This is a genomic window from Streptomyces sp. NPDC001549 (genome assembly GCF_042894025.1).
Lineage (GTDB): Bacteria > Actinomycetota > Actinomycetes > Streptomycetales > Streptomycetaceae > Streptomyces > Streptomyces kutzneri.
The window spans coordinates 476257-490592 of sequence record NZ_JBIAVJ010000001.1 but is presented as its reverse complement, the minus strand read 5'-3'; the positions used below and the strand labels follow the sequence as shown (position 1 = coordinate 490592).

14 protein-coding genes are annotated in these 14336 nt (G+C 71.7%); 4 read left to right on the top strand and 10 right to left on the bottom strand.

What is annotated here, in order from left to right:
- Nucleotides 1-82: 82 nt before the first annotated feature.
- Complete coding sequence (gene panB / locus ACFY04_RS02285; RefSeq protein ID WP_389113798.1) at nt 83-961, bottom strand: 3-methyl-2-oxobutanoate hydroxymethyltransferase; 879 nt, start codon at nt 959-961, stop codon at nt 83-85.
- A gap of 288 nt (nt 962-1249) precedes the next feature.
- Here panB and ACFY04_RS02280 point away from each other — a divergent pair, with 288 nt between their 5' ends.
- Nucleotides 1250-2278, top strand: coding sequence for an endonuclease/exonuclease/phosphatase family protein (locus ACFY04_RS02280; protein WP_389113797.1), 1029 nt, complete (start codon nt 1250-1252; stop codon nt 2276-2278).
- A 69-nt stretch (nt 2279-2347) separates the two neighbouring features.
- Here ACFY04_RS02280 and ACFY04_RS02275 read toward each other — a convergent pair whose 3' ends face one another.
- The 4 genes from ACFY04_RS02275 to ACFY04_RS02260 form a co-directional block, all read right to left on the bottom strand.
- The gene (locus ACFY04_RS02275) at nt 2348-4102 is read right to left on the bottom strand and encodes an NAD+ synthase (protein WP_389113796.1); all 1755 of its coding nucleotides are present in this window, start codon (nt 4100-4102) and stop codon (nt 2348-2350) included.
- Between the two features lie 71 nt (nt 4103-4173).
- A complete protein-coding gene (locus tag ACFY04_RS02270; RefSeq protein ID WP_389113795.1) occupies nt 4174-5358 on the bottom strand; it encodes a DUF4352 domain-containing protein in 1185 nt (394 codons plus the stop codon).
- Between the two features lie 114 nt (nt 5359-5472).
- Nucleotides 5473-7110, bottom strand: coding sequence for a multicopper oxidase family protein (locus ACFY04_RS02265; RefSeq protein WP_389113794.1), 1638 nt, complete (start codon nt 7108-7110; stop codon nt 5473-5475).
- A gap of 93 nt (nt 7111-7203) precedes the next feature.
- Nucleotides 7204-7659: a hypothetical protein gene (locus ACFY04_RS02260; protein WP_389113793.1), complete on the bottom strand. Its 456-nt coding sequence runs from the start codon at nt 7657-7659 to the stop codon at nt 7204-7206.
- A 72-nt stretch (nt 7660-7731) separates the two neighbouring features.
- Here ACFY04_RS02260 and ACFY04_RS02255 point away from each other — a divergent pair, with 72 nt between their 5' ends.
- Both ACFY04_RS02255 and ACFY04_RS02250 read left to right on the top strand, forming a co-directional pair.
- Nucleotides 7732-8433: a DUF998 domain-containing protein gene (locus tag ACFY04_RS02255; protein ID WP_389113792.1), complete on the top strand. Its 702-nt coding sequence runs from the start codon at nt 7732-7734 to the stop codon at nt 8431-8433.
- Nucleotides 8430-9347, top strand: coding sequence for an alpha/beta fold hydrolase (locus ACFY04_RS02250; RefSeq protein WP_389113791.1), 918 nt, complete (start codon nt 8430-8432; stop codon nt 9345-9347). Before ACFY04_RS02255 ends, ACFY04_RS02250 begins: the two co-directional genes overlap by 4 nt.
- Here the strand turns inward: ACFY04_RS02250 and ACFY04_RS02245 are convergent.
- The 4 genes from ACFY04_RS02245 to ACFY04_RS02230 all read right to left on the bottom strand — a co-directional run bounded on the left by ACFY04_RS02245 (nt 9332) and on the right by ACFY04_RS02230 (nt 11780).
- Nucleotides 9332-9751, bottom strand: a complete 420-nt coding sequence (locus tag ACFY04_RS02245; RefSeq protein ID WP_327735177.1) for a CBS domain-containing protein — start codon at nt 9749-9751, stop codon at nt 9332-9334. The genes ACFY04_RS02250 and ACFY04_RS02245 overlap by 16 nt on opposite strands.
- 148 nt (nt 9752-9899) lie before the next feature.
- A complete protein-coding gene (locus ACFY04_RS02240; RefSeq protein WP_389113790.1) occupies nt 9900-10625 on the bottom strand; it encodes a DUF305 domain-containing protein in 726 nt (241 codons plus the stop codon).
- Nucleotides 10622-11323, bottom strand: coding sequence for a DUF3105 domain-containing protein (locus ACFY04_RS02235; protein WP_389113789.1), 702 nt, complete (start codon nt 11321-11323; stop codon nt 10622-10624). The genes ACFY04_RS02240 and ACFY04_RS02235 overlap by 4 nt, the downstream gene beginning before the upstream one ends.
- Before the next feature lie 58 nt (nt 11324-11381).
- Nucleotides 11382-11780 (bottom strand): hypothetical protein, encoded by a 399-nt coding sequence (locus tag ACFY04_RS02230; RefSeq protein WP_389113788.1) that lies wholly within the window; start codon nt 11778-11780, stop codon nt 11382-11384.
- Between the two features lie 172 nt (nt 11781-11952).
- Between ACFY04_RS02230 and ACFY04_RS02225 the strand changes: the two genes are divergently transcribed.
- Complete coding sequence (locus ACFY04_RS02225; protein ID WP_030012459.1) at nt 11953-13314, top strand: glutamine synthetase family protein; 1362 nt, start codon at nt 11953-11955, stop codon at nt 13312-13314.
- Between the two features lie 105 nt (nt 13315-13419).
- Here ACFY04_RS02225 and ACFY04_RS02220 read toward each other — a convergent pair whose 3' ends face one another.
- Nucleotides 13420-14058, bottom strand: coding sequence for a hypothetical protein (locus ACFY04_RS02220; protein WP_389113787.1), 639 nt, complete (start codon nt 14056-14058; stop codon nt 13420-13422).
- Nucleotides 14059-14336: the final 278 nt, after the last annotated feature.

The following is a 14336-nucleotide window of genomic DNA, read 5'->3' as shown; positions in this document are numbered from 1 at the left end:
CAGCCGACCGACAAACGTACGACAGACATACGACAGCCCGCCGACACGCGGTCGGCGGGCTGTCGGGCCGTCGCTCACCGCGTCAGTGGAAGGCGTGCTCCGCCTGCGGGAACGTTCCGCCGACCACGTCCTCGGCGAAGGCCTTCGCCGCGCCGGTCATGGTCTCGCGGAGCTTCGCGTACTGCTTGACGAACTTCGGCATCTTCCCGCCGGTCAGGCCCATCATGTCGGTCCACACCAGCACCTGCGCGTCGCACTCCGCGCCGGCGCCGATGCCGACCGTCGGGATGTGCAGGGACCGGGTGACCTCGGCGGCCAGCTCGGCCGGGACGAGCTCCAGCACCACCGCGAACGCGCCCGCGTCCTGCGCCGCCTTCGCGTCGCGCAGCAACTGGTGCGCGGCCTCGTCGCCGCGGCCCTGGACCCGGTAGCCCATGGCGTTGACGGACTGCGGGGTCAGACCCAGGTGGGACATGACGGGGATGCCGGACTGCACGATCAGCTCGGTCTGGGCCAGCGAGCGCTCGCCGCCCTCCAGCTTCACCGCGCCGACCCCGGCCTCCTTGACGAGACGGGTGGCGCTGCGCAGGGCCTGCACCGCGCCTTCCTGGTACGAGCCGAACGGCATGTCGCCGATGACCAGCGCACGGCTCGTGCCGCGTACGACGGCCGCCGAGAGCATGGTCATCTGGTCCATCGTCACCGGGACGGTGGAGTCGTAGCCGAGGTGGCAATTGCCCATGGAGTCGCCGACGAGGATGACCGGGATACCGGCCTCGTCGAAGACGGACGCGGTCATCGCGTCGTAGGCGGTGAGCATGGGCCACTTCTCGCCGCGTTCCTTGGCGAGGGTCAGGTCGCGGACGGTGATGCGCCGGGTGCCCGTGCCTCCGTACAGGGTGGGTGCGTCCGACGGAGATGCTGTTGCGGGTTCGCGGGCAGGCGAAACGGCAGGCGTCATTGCAACTGCTCCTTGTGTCATCTCGAGGCGCCCTTACGACGTCCCCGGACTCACCCCCCATGGTGGCATCCGCGCGGGCAAAGGCGGAAGTGGTCCGTGGCGCGAGCCTGGCCACGGGATCCAATGTGCGCGTTTCGTGACAAGCGGAACCCCCTGCGCACGGCCGTTCGTCCTCCCGGACGTACGACCGTGACCGGCGGTCGTGACGTACGGCACGGAAGGCTCCGGTTCATCGCCTAGGGTCAAGGGGCGGGGACGGAGCGCGAGCACGGCAGTGAGGGCAGTGGCATGGCACAGGCGTACATGACGGAGTCGGGGAACGGTGGCTCGGAGCCCGAGCCCTCCGGAACCCACCTCCGGCGCCGGCTGACCGCACTGCGCAAGGACCCCGGAATCTGGCGGCGGGGCTGGGTCCTCGCCGCGATCGCCGCACTGATCTCGCTCGTCATGATCCTCCACGCGGAGCTGCCCAACCAGGTGGGCAACCTCGGCAGCCTCACCGAGACCTTCCTGCCCTGGGTGGGCCTGGCCGTCCCGCTCCTGCTGGCCGGGGCCGTCTACCGCAAATCCGCGACCGCGCTCCTCGCGGTACTGCTGACGGCCGCGGTCTGGGCGAACCTCTTCGGCGGCCTGGTCAGCGACAAGTCCGGCTCCGGCGGCAACCTGGTGGTGGCCACCCACAACGTCGACGCCGACAACCCCGACCCGCGCGGCACCGCCGAGTCGGTGGCCCGGTCCAGGGCCGACGTCCTGGCCCTGACCGAGCTCAAGGGCAGCGCCGTCCCCGTCTACGAGAGGGCCCTCGCGGCCACGTACAAGTACCACTCCGTCGAGGGCACCGTCGGCCTGTGGAGCAAGTACCCGCTCAGCGCGAGCGCGCCCGTCGACATCCGGATGGGCTGGACCCGGGCCATGCGCGCCACCGTCACCACCCCCCAGGGGGAGGTCGCCGCCTTCGTCGCCCACCTGCCCTCCGTCCGGGTCAAGCTGAACGCCGGCTTCACCGCCAACCAGCGCGACGACAGCGCCGACGCGCTGGGCGCCGCGCTCGCCTCCGAGCCGCTGAAGAAGGTCATCCTGCTCGGCGACCTCAACGGAACCATGAACGACCGCGCCCTGTCCGAGGTCACCTCGCAGATGCGCTCCACCCAGGGCGCGGCGGGCGACGGCTTCGGGTTCAGCTGGCCGGCGCAGTTCCCGATGGCCCGGATCGACCAGATCATGGTCCGCGGAATCCGGCCGGAGGCCTCCTGGACCCTGCCCCGCACCGGCAGTGACCACCTTCCCGTCGCGGCCCGGGTCACCTTGAAGCGCTGACGGACGCGGGTACGCGAAGGCCCCGGCCACTCCCCTCGGGGAGCGGCCGGGGCCTTCGCGCGGCCGCGGCTACGCCCGCTCGCGCCAGCCGTTCGTGATCGGCAGCCGGCGGTCCTTGCCGAAGCCCTTCGCGGAGATCTTCGTGCCCGGCGGGTACTGGCGGCGCTTGTACTCCGCCGTGTCCACCATCCGCAGGGTCCTGGCCACCAGCTCCGGGTCGAAGCCGGCCGCCACGATCGCGTCCATGCCCTGGTCGCGGTCCACGTACATGGCCAGGACCGCGTCGAGCACCGGGTAGTCCGGCAGCGAGTCCGTGTCCACCTGGCCCGGGCGCAGCTCGGCGCTCGGCGGCTTCACGATCGAGTTCTCCGGGATCGGCGGGAGCTCACCGCGCTCGGCGGCGGCCCGGTTGCGGTACTCCGCGAGCCGGAAGACGTCCGACTTGTAGACGTCCTTGATCGGGCCGTACGCGCCCACCGAATCGCCGTACAGGGTGGAGTAGCCGACGGCCAGCTCCGACTTGTTGCCCGGGGCCAGCACGATGTGGCCCTCCTGGTTGGACAGCGCCATCAGCAGGGTGCCGCGCAGCCGGGACTGGAGGTTCTCCTCGGCCAGGCCGGTCAGGCCCAGCGAGCCCATGTAGGCGTCGAACATCGGCTCGATGGAGACGGTCCGGAAGTTCAGCCCGGTGCGCTCGGCCAGGTCGGCCGCGTCGTTGCGGGAGTGGTCCGAGGAGTACTTCGAGGGCATCGAGACGCCGTAGACGTTCTGCGCGCCGATCGCGTCGCAGGCGATGGCGGCGACGAGCGCGGAGTCGATGCCGCCGGAGAGCCCGATCAGGACGGAGCGGAACCCGTTCTTCTTGACGTAGGCGCGCAGCCCCACGACCAGCGCGTCGTAGATCTCCTCGTCGTCGTCGAGCCGGTCGGCGTAACCGCCGGTGACCACCGGCTCGTACGGCTCCACGGGCTCCTCGGAGAGGATCACGCGCTCGATGCGCAGCCCGTCGTCCACCACGCCCTCGGGCGCGTCGGGGCGGGCGGCCGGCAGGTCGAGGTCGACCAGGACGCAGCCCTCGGAGAACTGCGGGGCGCGGGCGATGACCTGCCCGTCGGCGTCGACGACGATCGAGTCGCCGTCGAAGACCAGCTCGTCCTGGCCGCCGATCATCGCCAGGTAGGCGAGGGTGCAGCCGGCCTCCTGGGCCCGCTTCTGGACCAGTTCGAGGCGCAGGTCGTCCTTGTTGCGCTCGTACGGGGAAGCGTTCACGGAGATCAGCAGCCCGGCCCCGGCGGAGCGGGTGGCCGGGACCCGGCCGCCCTCCTGCCAGAGGTCCTCGCAGATGGCCAGGGCCACGTCGACCCCGCCCACCCGGATCACCGGCTGCGTGTCGCCCGGTACGAAGTACCGGAACTCGTCGAACACGCCGTAGTTGGGGAGGTGGTGCTTGGCGAAGCGCAGGACGACCTGCCCGCGGTGCAGCACGGCGGCCGCGTTCTCGGGGGAGCCGGCCGGGCGGCCCAGGCGGGGCGTGGCCCGCTCGGTGCGGTCGAGGTAGCCGACGACGACCGGCAGCTCGCCGAGCCCCTCGGCCGCCAGCCGCTCCGCGAGCTCGCGCAGCGCGGTACGGGAGGCCTCCACGAAGGACCCGCGCAGGGCGAGGTCCTCGACGGGGTACCCGGTCAGCATCATCTCCGGGAACGCCACCAGGTGGGCGCCCTGCTCGGCGGAGTGCCGGGTCCAGTGGACGACCGAGTCGGCGTTGGCGGCGATGTCGCCGACGTGCGAGTCGATCTGATTCAGAGCGAGTCGAAGTTGAGGCACGGGGCCCAGTGTAATCGTCTTTCTGACGCGATGTCCCGGGCCCCGCCTGTTTCCTGCGTGGTGACGTTCCGTCAGCCGATCGGGCCCGCGTACTTCACGTTGTCGAGACCGACCCCGGCGGAGATGTCCGCGGTGATGCTCTTGGTGCTCTTGGGGACCTCGAAGGCCACGACCCCGCTGGCGGATTCGCCCGGCAGGATCGAGCCCCTGATCATCTTCGGCACATTGCGGCCGTCGAAGGCCATCTGGGCGGTCATGCCCTGGTCGTCGCGGACGTTGGGCGAGGCGGAGATCACCTCGTGCGGCTTGGCCGAGCCGTTGGTGATGGTGACGGTGAGCACGACCGCGTTCTTGATCGTCTCGCGGGAGTACTGGTCCTTCGGCTCGTACATCGCCGGAACCGAGAGGCTCACCTTGATGCCGTTCGGGTAGGTGAAGGTCTCGCCGAACGGCAGCGCGCTGGTCAGGCCGGGGACCGGGGTGGGCGAAGGGGACTTGGAGGGCCAGGGCTCACTGCTGGGGTAGTGCCCGTCCGGCCCCCGGTCCTCCTCGGTCCGCCGGTCGAAGCGGCTGTCGGCCCTGTCGAAGAGCATGGAGGTGAGGAAGAAGCCGCCGACCGAGGAGAGCAGGCCGAGCACGGCGAGAACGGTGCCCACGACGGCCATCGACTTGTTCGGGGCGCCCTTGTTGGCGCGGGCGATACCGCCGATGCCGAGGCCCACGCCGACGGCGGCGATCAGGGTGCCGGCCCAGAAGAGGAACGGGATGACGCCCAGGAAGATGCCGAAGCCACCGGTGATGACGGCGGCGACCGCCAGGCCGTTGCCGGTCGGGGTGGCCTGCGGGTACGCGGGGTACTGGGCTCCGGGGAAGCCGGGGGTGGGCTCACCCCACGGGTGACCGGGTGCGCCGGGTGCGCCGAAGCCTGCGGCCGCGGGGGCGGGAGCGGGTGCGGACGGCGTCGGCGGAGCGAAGGCCGACGGGGCGAAGGCCGACGGGACGGGAACCGGCTCCGGGGCGGCCGCGGCCGCGGCAGGGGCTTCGGGGACCTCGGGGGCCTGGGCCGCCTCCGCCTCGGGGGTCGCCGGGGCCTCGGGGGCCTTCGGGGCCTCGGGGGCCTTCGGGGCGGCCGGGGTCTTCTCCAGCGAGAGCGGCTGCGCGGGCGCCGGTATGGAGTCCGTCTCGGGTGTCGGGGTGCCCGCCGGCTCGGTCGGCGAACCGACGGGAGTGCTGGGCGGGTTCGGCGGGGTGCTCATACCGGCGGGGTCGTCCTTTTGTCGCGGCAGTCGTGATCACCGCAAGGGTGTCATGCCCGCCCCGGGGCCCACCCGAATTCCCGCCCGGCCCGGAGGCCGGGCGGGGGGCCTGACCTACAGCTGGTAGCCGAGCACCGTCATCATCCCGGACTCCGAGTGGTAGACGTTGTGGCAGTGCGTCATCCACAGCCCGGGGTTGTCCGCGTCGAAGTCCACCGTCAGCCTGCGCCCCGGCAGGAGGATCGCGGTGTCCTTGCGCGGCCCGCCCTCCTGCCCGCCCAGCGCGAAGGTGTGCCCGTGCAGGTGTACCGGGTGCCACATCGGGGTCGCGTTGCGGAACTCCAGCCGGACCCGCTCGCCCGCCTTCACCGGGTGCCGCTGGTCGGGCGTGTACGGCTTGCCGTCGAAGGCCCAGTTGTAGTTGGTCATGGAGCCGGTGAGCCGGAGCTGCACCGTACGGTCCGGGTCGCGCGGGGCCAGTGCGACCGATTCGGCGGCCCTCAGCGCGTCCGCCATCAGCGGCGGCGCGTCCAGTTCGGACGGCCGGGTCGCGGCCGTGGGCGCCGTTCCCGAACCGGTGCGCAGCACCGCGAGCGCCGAGCCCTCCTTGCCCTCGGCCAGCGCGGTGAGGGGGAACACCCCGTCCTTGGCGGTGACCAGGACGTCATACCGCTCGCCCATGCCCAGCAGCAGTGACCCCGTCGTCGTCTGCTCCACCGGGTAGCCGTCGGTGTGGGTGACCGTCAGTTCGTGGTCGCCGAGGGCGATCCGGAAGGCGGTGTCCCCGCCGGCGTTGACGAGGCGCAGCCGGATCCGGTCGCCGGGCTTGGCGGTGAACACCGAAGGGTCGTCCGCCACCCGCCCGTTGATCAGGTAGTACGCGTAGACGACGTCGCCCGCGTCCCCGCCGAGGTAGTCGCTGTGGCCGCCCATGGCGACGTAGGGGCGCTTCTTGGTGCCGCTGGGGGAAGGGGACGGGGAGGGGGAGGAAAGGGAGGGGGAAGCGCTCCGGCCGTGGGCCGCGTGGGCTCCGCCGTTGCCGTTCATGCCCTTGCGGAGCTCGGCGAGGACGGCGTCCGGGGTGGCTCCGTCCACCCCGTCGATCCAGTCGTCCAGGACCACCACCCACTCCTTGTCGTAGGAGAGCGGCTCCTTGGGGTCCTCGATGATGAGCGGGCCGTAGAGGCCGCGGTCCTGCTGGACCCCGGTGTGCGGGTGGAACCAGTACGTGCCCGGGTTCGGGACGGCGAACCTGTACGGGAAGGACCCGCCCGGGGCGATGTCCCGCTGGGTGAGCCCCGGGACCCCGTCCATGTCGTTGCGCAGCGTGAGGCCGTGCCAGTGCAGGGAGGTGGCCTCGGGGAGGTTGTTGGCCAGGGTGAGGGCGAGGGTGCCGCCCGCGGTGGCCCGGACCTCCTGGCCCGGCAGCTTGTCCCCGTACGCCCAGGAGCGGACGGTGATGCCGGCGCCGAGGTCGAGCGGGGTGGCGGTCGCGGTCACCTTGACCTCGGTGAGCGGGCCGGTGGCCTTGCGGGCGGCCTCGGCGGCCTGCACCTCGGGCCCGGCCGGGTCCACGTACCCCTCGGGCGCGTCGGCGGCGGAGCCGCCGTGGTTCATCGAGCCGTGGCCGGTGCCGGCGGACCCTGCGGATCCCCCTGAACCGGAGGATCCGGAGCAGGATGCGAGCAGCCCGGAGCCGAGGGCGGCCGCGGACGCGCCGAGCACGGTGCGACGGGTGGGAAGAGAGCGCATGGGAGCACCTCATGGGTGTGGTGGTACGGATGCATGGGCACGGTTCGGCGCCGCCCCGGGCATGCACGGGCATGCGGGGGCGGCGGCGTCGGCCTACACCCGCAGGACCGCCAGCCGGGTGAGGAGCTCGCGGGGCGAGGGCGGGTCCGGACCACCGCCGGACCGGACCGGTATGCGGGCCGCGCCCCCGAGCGGCGCGGCGCGACGGGATCCGGTCCGGCCGGTGCCGATGAGCAGGACGACGAGCCCCGCGAGCACGGCGAGGCAGACCGACGTGGGGTCCATCTCGGTCGCGGGCATCGCGTGTCCCCACCAGGGGACCGCGGGGGAGGGCGCGTCGGTGGCCGGGGCCGAGATGTGGCGCGTGCCACCGTGCCCGGCCGGGGCGGGGTGTCCCGCCGAGGCAACGGAGTCGGCCGGGGACACGTCTTGCACGGCGTGGGACTCAGTCGGATGGCCCAGGGTGTGCATGGTGACGATGCCCAGCAACAGTGCGGCGAGCAGCAGCAACCGGGCCCCCGGGGCGGCTCGCTGAGCACTGCGCGTCATGACGGGAACCCTACCGGGGGTGGGTATCCGATCGTAGGACCGACCCCGCGTCTGCTTAGGATTAGTCACACTATGTCCCCACATGGACTCTCGCCGCGGACCGCCTGGCCGGTCGCCACCCTGATCGGTCTGGCCGCGGCCGCCTACACGGCGTGGGTACTCGAAGTCGTCCTCTCCACGGGCCTCAACCCCATCAAGACGTACGTCAGCGAACTCGCCGCCCAGGACCAGCCGCTCGGCGGCCTGTTCCGGGCCACCGACTTCACCGCCGGGCTGCTCGCCTTCGCCGGAGGGCTTCTGGCCCTCTTCCGGCTGCTGAAGTACGCGGAGTCCCGCCGCGCCTGGGCGGTCATCGGCTGGTCCGGGATCGCCCTCTTCGGCGCGGCCACCGCCGCCGATGCCTGGCTGCCGCTGAGCTGCCGGCCCACCGTGGACCCCGAATGCGCCGCCCGGGAGACCGCCGGACTGGTCCCCGCCACCCATCAGGCCCACGCCGTCAGCAGCAGCCTGGCCATGACCGGGGCCCTCGTCGGCCTGGTGGCCCTCACGGTCGCCGCCCGCCGCTACGGCTGGTTCGCCCCGCTCGCCCGCTACGGCCCCGCCCTCGTCGCCCTCGAACTGCTCGCCACCGTCTGGACCCTCTCCGCGATCGCCCTGTTCACGGCCGGGCGCGGGACCTGGGCCCTCGGCGCCGGCCAGCGGCTCCAGGTGCTCCTCGTCGCGCTCTGGCTGGGCCTGCTCGCCTACTCCGTCCACAAGGAAGGCCGTACGTGAGCGTCACCGGCCGGTTCGTCACCGTCCACGGCGCCGACGGCCTCCACGGCGTCGACCGCGTCGACGGGGTCCCGCTGCACGTCGTCGTCGAAGGCCGGGGACCCGTGTGCGTCCTCAGTGCCGGGCTCGCCATGGCCTGGTTCGACTGGGACCCGGTCGTCGCACCCCTCGTTGCCGCGGGCCGCACCGTCGTCCGCTTCGACCGCCCCGGACACGGCCTCAGCGGCCCCGCCACCGAGCCGCCCACCACCGCCGGGGAGGCCCGCCGCATCGCCGGGCTGCTGGACGCGCTGGGGCTCGGCACCCCGGCCGCCGGTCCCGTCACCGTCGTCGGGCACTCCATCGCCGCCTTCCACGCCGAGGCCTTCGCCCGCCTGTACCCGCAGCGCACCGCCGCGCTCGTCCTGGTCGACGGCAGCGTCGAGGAGACCCCGCACACGATCCTGCCCGTCGCACTGCGCACCGGGGCCGCCCGCGCCCTCGGCCGGGCCCTGAGCGCCGCCGGACTGCCGGCCGCGCTGGGACCGCTGGCCCGGCGCGCCACCGTACGGGCCTCCCGCACCGGCGGCTCCGACCCGGCCGCACCGGACCTCGTACGCCGCTGCTACCGCACCGGCCGGGTCTGGCGCGGCGCCCTGCTGGAGAACTCCCGCTACCTGGACATGGCCGCCGAGCTGCAGGACCTGCGCGCGACGCACCCGCTGGCCGCCCCCACCACCGTCCTCGCCGGTCACGACGGCTCGGCCGGGCGCCCGGCCCTGCGCTGGCTGGCCCGGCAGGCGGACCTCGCCGACCTGCTCGGCGCCCGCTTCGAGGTCGCCGAGCCCGCCGGCCACCTGGTCATGCTGGACCGCCCGGGCCAGGTGGCCCGGGCGGTCCTGGCAACGGCCGGGCAGGGTCAGGCCCGCGCGTAGACCTTCTCCACGAAGGTGGCCATCTGGTCGTCGGAGAGGTGCTGGGCGAGGTCGGCCTCGCTGATCATGCCCACCAGCTTCTTGTTCCGGATCACGGGCAGTCGGCGGATCTGGTGGCTCTGCATCTCCTCCAGCACGTCGCCGACGTCCGCGCCCGCGTCGATCCAGCGCGGGGTGCCCTGAGCCATGTCACCGCAGGTGACCTTCGCCGGGTCGTGGCCCTTGGCCACACAGTTCACGACGATGTCGCGGTCGGTGATGATGCCGCACAGCCGCTCCTCCGCGTCGCTGATGGGCAGGGCGCCCACATTGAGCCGGGCCATCAGCTGGGCGGCCCGGTCGAGGGTCTCGGTGGCGGGAATCCACTGGGCCCCGGGGTGCATGATGTCTGCGGCGGTGGTCATCGTCGAACCTCCTGAGCACGTCGTTCGACACCGGGCGCGGACGCGTCCGGCGCGGCGGTCCCCCACGGGCCGGTACGGGTCCCACACGGCGGAGCACACGCCCGTACGGGTGAGAGGGCGCCTCTCACCACGGTACGGGCGTGTCGCGTCACCCGCGCGGCGCGGCTCCGCGCTGCCGCAGCATGTCCGCCATCAGGGCGAGCTCCGAGCGCTGCGCGTCGACCATGCCCTGCGCCAGTGCCCGCTCGACCGGGGTCTCGCACTGCTGCGCACAGCCCTCGGCCATCGTGACGCCACCCTTGTGGTGGTCGGTCATCAGCTGGAGGAAGAGCACCTCCGCGTCCCGCCCCGAGGCGGTGCCCAGCCGGTCCAGCTCCTCCTTGGCGGCCATGCCCGGCATCAGCGCGCCGGGCTTGGCGGCGCCCGCGTCGGCGCCGTGCCCCGCGTGCCCGCCGTGGCCGCCCGAGGTCCCCATCCAGGACATCGGCGGCTCGCCGGCCACCACCTTCGGCAGCCCCCACAGGTCCAGCCAGCCGAGCAGCATGCCCCGCTGGTTGGCCTGGGTGTTGGCGATGTCGTAGGCGAGGGTGCGTACCGCCTCGTCCTGGGTGCGGTCGCGGACGATGAAGGACATCTCCACCGCCTGCTGGTGGTGTACCGCCATGTCCCGGGCGAAGCCCGCGTCCGGCGACCGGAGCCCGGGAGTACGGGGCGCCGCCGCCGTACCGGCCGACGGACCGGAGCCGGCGGAACCGCGGTTGTTCGTCGCGGCCACCGTGGCGGCAGCCGCGAACAGCAGGGCCAGCAGGACGGCCGTGCCCGCGACCCAGTACGTACGGGGGACGGGGCGGACCGGGCGGACCGGGCGGCTCACTTGCCGGCCAGCCCGCTCGTGCAGGCCGCGCCCGGCTCCGGGGTCTGCTCGCCCTGCACGTACTTCGTGAAGAACTGCGACACCCGCGGGTCGTCCGCGCTGTCCACGGTCAGCTGCTTGCCCCACGCGCTGAGCATGATCGAGCCGGTCTGCTCCTTGACCGGGCTCATCAGCGAGTACGGAGTCTTGCCGACGGTCGCGGCCAGCTTGTCCACGTCACCCTTGGGGGCCTTCTCGTTGTACGTCACCCAGACCGCGCCGTGCTCCAGCGAGTGCACGGCGTTCACCTCCGGCACCGGGCTCTTGTAGACGTCACCGTTGCAGTTCATCCAGCGGGGGTGGTGGTCACCACCGACCGGCGGGTTCATCTCGTACTTCACCGGGGTCTCGACGTGGTTGCGGCCCAGCTTCTTCGCGTCCCAGAGCTGCTCGCCCTCGACCGGCTGCTTGCGGATCTCCTCGGCCTCCTTGCGGATCTTCTCCGCGGCCGCCTGCTTGCGCTGCTCGTCCTGCTTCTGGTCGATCAGCACCCACGCGCCGAAGCCGACGAGGCCGACGACCACGGCCGACGCGGCCGTGATCGCGATGGCCTTGTTGCGCCGCTCCCGGATCTGGTCGGCGCGGCGCATCTCGGCTATGCGCGCCTGACGCGAGTTCGGGTCGGTGTTCTGGTTGGTCCTGCCGGACTTGCTGGCCATGTGCCCTGGTTTCCTTCTGCTGAGGGGGGTGGATGAACGCGAAACCGAACCGGACCGCTCAGGTCCGCAGCACCTGGAGGGCATACAGGTCCGGGGCGCGCGGCGGAGCCCCGTACAGCCGGATCCGCGAGGCCCCGGAGGCGATCGCGGCGGGCGCCGGCGCACCCATGGGGCCCGTCACGGCGGGCGGCGGAACGGGCAGCACACCCGGAGTGACGCGCGTGCGCGGAGAGCAGCCGGGCAGGTCGTACGGAGACACGCAGACGGCGTGCGCCGACGCCCCCGCCCCCGCCTGTACCTGCTGCACCTGCACACCCGGCGACGGGACGTGCGACTCGCCCGAGCGCGCGCACAGCAGCAGCGCGCCGGCCAGCACCCCGAAGACGATCAGCAGGGCGGCACGCCGAAGCCCGGGACGTCCGCGACGCCCCGGCTGCGTGTCCTGCCGGCCCCCCATGGCCGCAGATGGTAATGCTCATGACGGCTCCCAGGTCAGTGCGGGGGTGCCGCGAGCTTTCCCGGGTGCGTAATGTGGCGGAAACCACGACTGGCGATACTGGGCGCGCCCGACTGTGCCCCGACTGTCGAGGCGGTGGTGCACAGGCCGTCTGAACTGCGAGGATGAAGGCATGGACAAGCAGCAGGAATTCGTCCTCCGGACGCTTGAGGAGCGCGACATCCGCTTCGTGCGCCTGTGGTTCACCGACGTACTGGGCTTCCTCAAGTCCGTCGCGGTCGCGCCGGCGGAGCTGGAGCAGGCCTTCGACGAAGGCATCGGTTTCGACGGCTCCGCGATCGAGGGCTTCGCGCGGGTCTACGAATCCGACATGATCGCCAAGCCGGACCCGAGCACGTTCCAGATACTGCCGTGGCGCGCGGAGGCCCCCGGGACCGCCCGGATGTTCTGCGACATCCTGATGCCGGACGGCTCGCCGTCCTTCGCGGACCCGCGCTACGTCCTCAAGCGCATCCTGGCCAAGACCTCCGACCTGGGCTTCACCTTCTACACCCACCCGGAGATCGAGTTCTTCCTGCTGAAGGACAAGCCGCTGGACGGCACCCGCCCGGTCCCGGCCGACAACTCCGGCTACTTCGACCACACCCCGCAGAACGTGGGCATGGACTTCCGCCGCCAGGCGATCACCATGCTCGAATCGATGGGCATCTCGGTGGAGTTCAGCCACCACGAGGGCGCCCCGGGCCAGCAGGAGATCGACCTCCGCTACGCCGACGCGCTCTCCACGGCCGACAACATCATGACCTTCCGCCTGGTCATGAAGCAGGTGGCGCTCGAACAGGGCGTCCAGGCCACCTTCATGCCGAAGCCGTTCTCGGAGTACCCCGGCTCGGGCATGCACACCCACCTCTCCCTCTTCGAGGGCGACCGCAACGCCTTCTACGAGTCGGGCGCCGAGTACCAGCTCTCCAAGGTCGGCCGCTCCTTCATCGCGGGCCTGCTGCGCCACGCCGCCGAGACGGCAGCGGTCACCAACCAGTGGGTCAACTCCTACAAGCGCATCTGGGGCGGCTCCTCCCGCAGTGCCGGCGCGGGCGGCGAGGCCCCCTCGTACATCTGCTGGGGCCACAACAACCGCTCGGCACTGATCCGCGTCCCCATGTACAAGCCGGGCAAGACGGGCTCCTCGCGCGTCGAGGTCCGCTCGATCGACTCGGGCGCCAACCCGTACCTCACCTACGCCGTCCTCCTCGCGGCCGGCCTCAAGGGCATCGAGGAGGGCTACGAACTCCCGGCGGGCGCCGACGACGACGTCTGGGCCCTCTCCGACGCCGAACGCCGCGCGATGGGCATCGAACCCCTCCCGCAGAACCTCGGCGAGGCCATCGCCCTGATGGAACGCAGCGAACTGGTCGCCGAGACCCTCGGCGAGCACGTCTTCGACTTCTTCCTGCGCAACAAGAAGCAGGAGTGGGAGGAATACCGCTCGGAGGTCACGGCCTTCGAACTCCGCAAGAACCTCCCGGTCCTGTAACCCCAGGTCAGCGGCGATACCCCAGTCACACGCACCCCGGGCCGGCGGCCCTCAACCGCCGGCCCGGAAACGGGGCATCAGCCACTGCGCCGGTCCCCGGTCCGGTCAGTGGAACACGATGGCGTGACCGGTGGCGATGCTCGTGCGGCACACCTCGTACAGCTGGAGCCAGGCGAACCTCTCCATGTGGAAGGGGTTGTCGGACGCGGTGTCCAGGCGGGCGCTCTCCTCGTCGGAGAGATGCCAGTCCCGGTCGAGCCGGACTCCGATGGCGGGAGCGAAACCGCACAGTTCGGCGAGCAGCTGCTGACTGGAACCGACCATCCCGCCGCCCTCCACCTGCTTGTCCGCCGGCAGGAAGAGCGGATCGTCGAAGTCGACCGGCACGTAGAATCCCGCGCTGTCCGAGTGGCACAACAGGTGCGAGCTCATCATCGTCGACTCGTCGAAGACCTTGTCCTCGTCCCGTTCGTACTGCTCGGCGTTGGTGGCCGATGCGGGCGTGACGGACTCGCCCCGGGCCGCCAGCACGAAGACGCGGCGCAGGTGGTGCAAATGACCGGTGGGGAAACTTGTGAAACGCAGATGCGACGGCTCGTCCAACGCCGGCTCCTGCCAGACGATTCCCTCATCGGCCAAGGCCCGGCTGAGAAGGTCGAATCTCCCCTGCCAGCGTACGAGCGCCTCGTGCTCCTCGATGCCGGCCATGTTCTGGAGCATGCCGACCGAAATGTGAAGTCCCATGTCCGGAAGGCTAGACGGTGGCTCTGACAGTCATGTCAGCAACCACCGTGCGTCGGCGCCGTCACGGCTGGCTTTGTTGGTCAGTGGCGAGAGCGTCTGTTGCCCAGGCGCGAGAGCACCCCGCTGACGAGGGAAACGATGCCGCCGACTTTCAGCAGCACCTGACTGCTTGACGAATGTGGATGGAAAGCCGTTGGTGTCGCAGGGCCCGCAAGGCAATATATGGCGTCACTCAATAAAGGCCGGTCGGCTATGAGCCGACCGGCCTTGTTTTCGAC

What these genes read in the sequence shown, in the direction of transcription:
- ACFY04_RS02225 (WP_030012459.1), top strand. Translation starts at nt 11,953, where the DNA reads ATGGACAAGCAGCAGGAATTCGTCCTCCGGACGCTTGAGGAGCGCGAC.
- ACFY04_RS02265 (WP_389113794.1), bottom strand. Translation starts at nt 7,110, where the DNA reads ATGCGCTCTCTTCCCACCCGTCGCACCGTGCTCGGCGCGTCCGCGGCC.
- ACFY04_RS02260 (WP_389113793.1), bottom strand. Translation starts at nt 7,659, where the DNA reads ATGACGCGCAGTGCTCAGCGAGCCGCCCCGGGGGCCCGGTTGCTGCTG.
- ACFY04_RS02235 (WP_389113789.1), bottom strand. Translation starts at nt 11,323, where the DNA reads ATGGCCAGCAAGTCCGGCAGGACCAACCAGAACACCGACCCGAACTCG.
- ACFY04_RS02220 (WP_389113787.1), bottom strand. Translation starts at nt 14,058, where the DNA reads ATGGGACTTCACATTTCGGTCGGCATGCTCCAGAACATGGCCGGCATC.
- panB (WP_389113798.1), bottom strand. Translation starts at nt 961, where the DNA reads ATGACGCCTGCCGTTTCGCCTGCCCGCGAACCCGCAACAGCATCTCCG.
- ACFY04_RS02255 (WP_389113792.1), top strand. Translation starts at nt 7,732, where the DNA reads ATGTCCCCACATGGACTCTCGCCGCGGACCGCCTGGCCGGTCGCCACC.
- ACFY04_RS02270 (WP_389113795.1), bottom strand. Translation starts at nt 5,358, where the DNA reads ATGAGCACCCCGCCGAACCCGCCCAGCACTCCCGTCGGTTCGCCGACC.
- ACFY04_RS02230 (WP_389113788.1), bottom strand. Translation starts at nt 11,780, where the DNA reads ATGGGGGGCCGGCAGGACACGCAGCCGGGGCGTCGCGGACGTCCCGGG.
- ACFY04_RS02245 (WP_327735177.1), bottom strand. Translation starts at nt 9,751, where the DNA reads ATGACCACCGCCGCAGACATCATGCACCCCGGGGCCCAGTGGATTCCC.
- ACFY04_RS02280 (WP_389113797.1), top strand. Translation starts at nt 1,250, where the DNA reads ATGGCACAGGCGTACATGACGGAGTCGGGGAACGGTGGCTCGGAGCCC.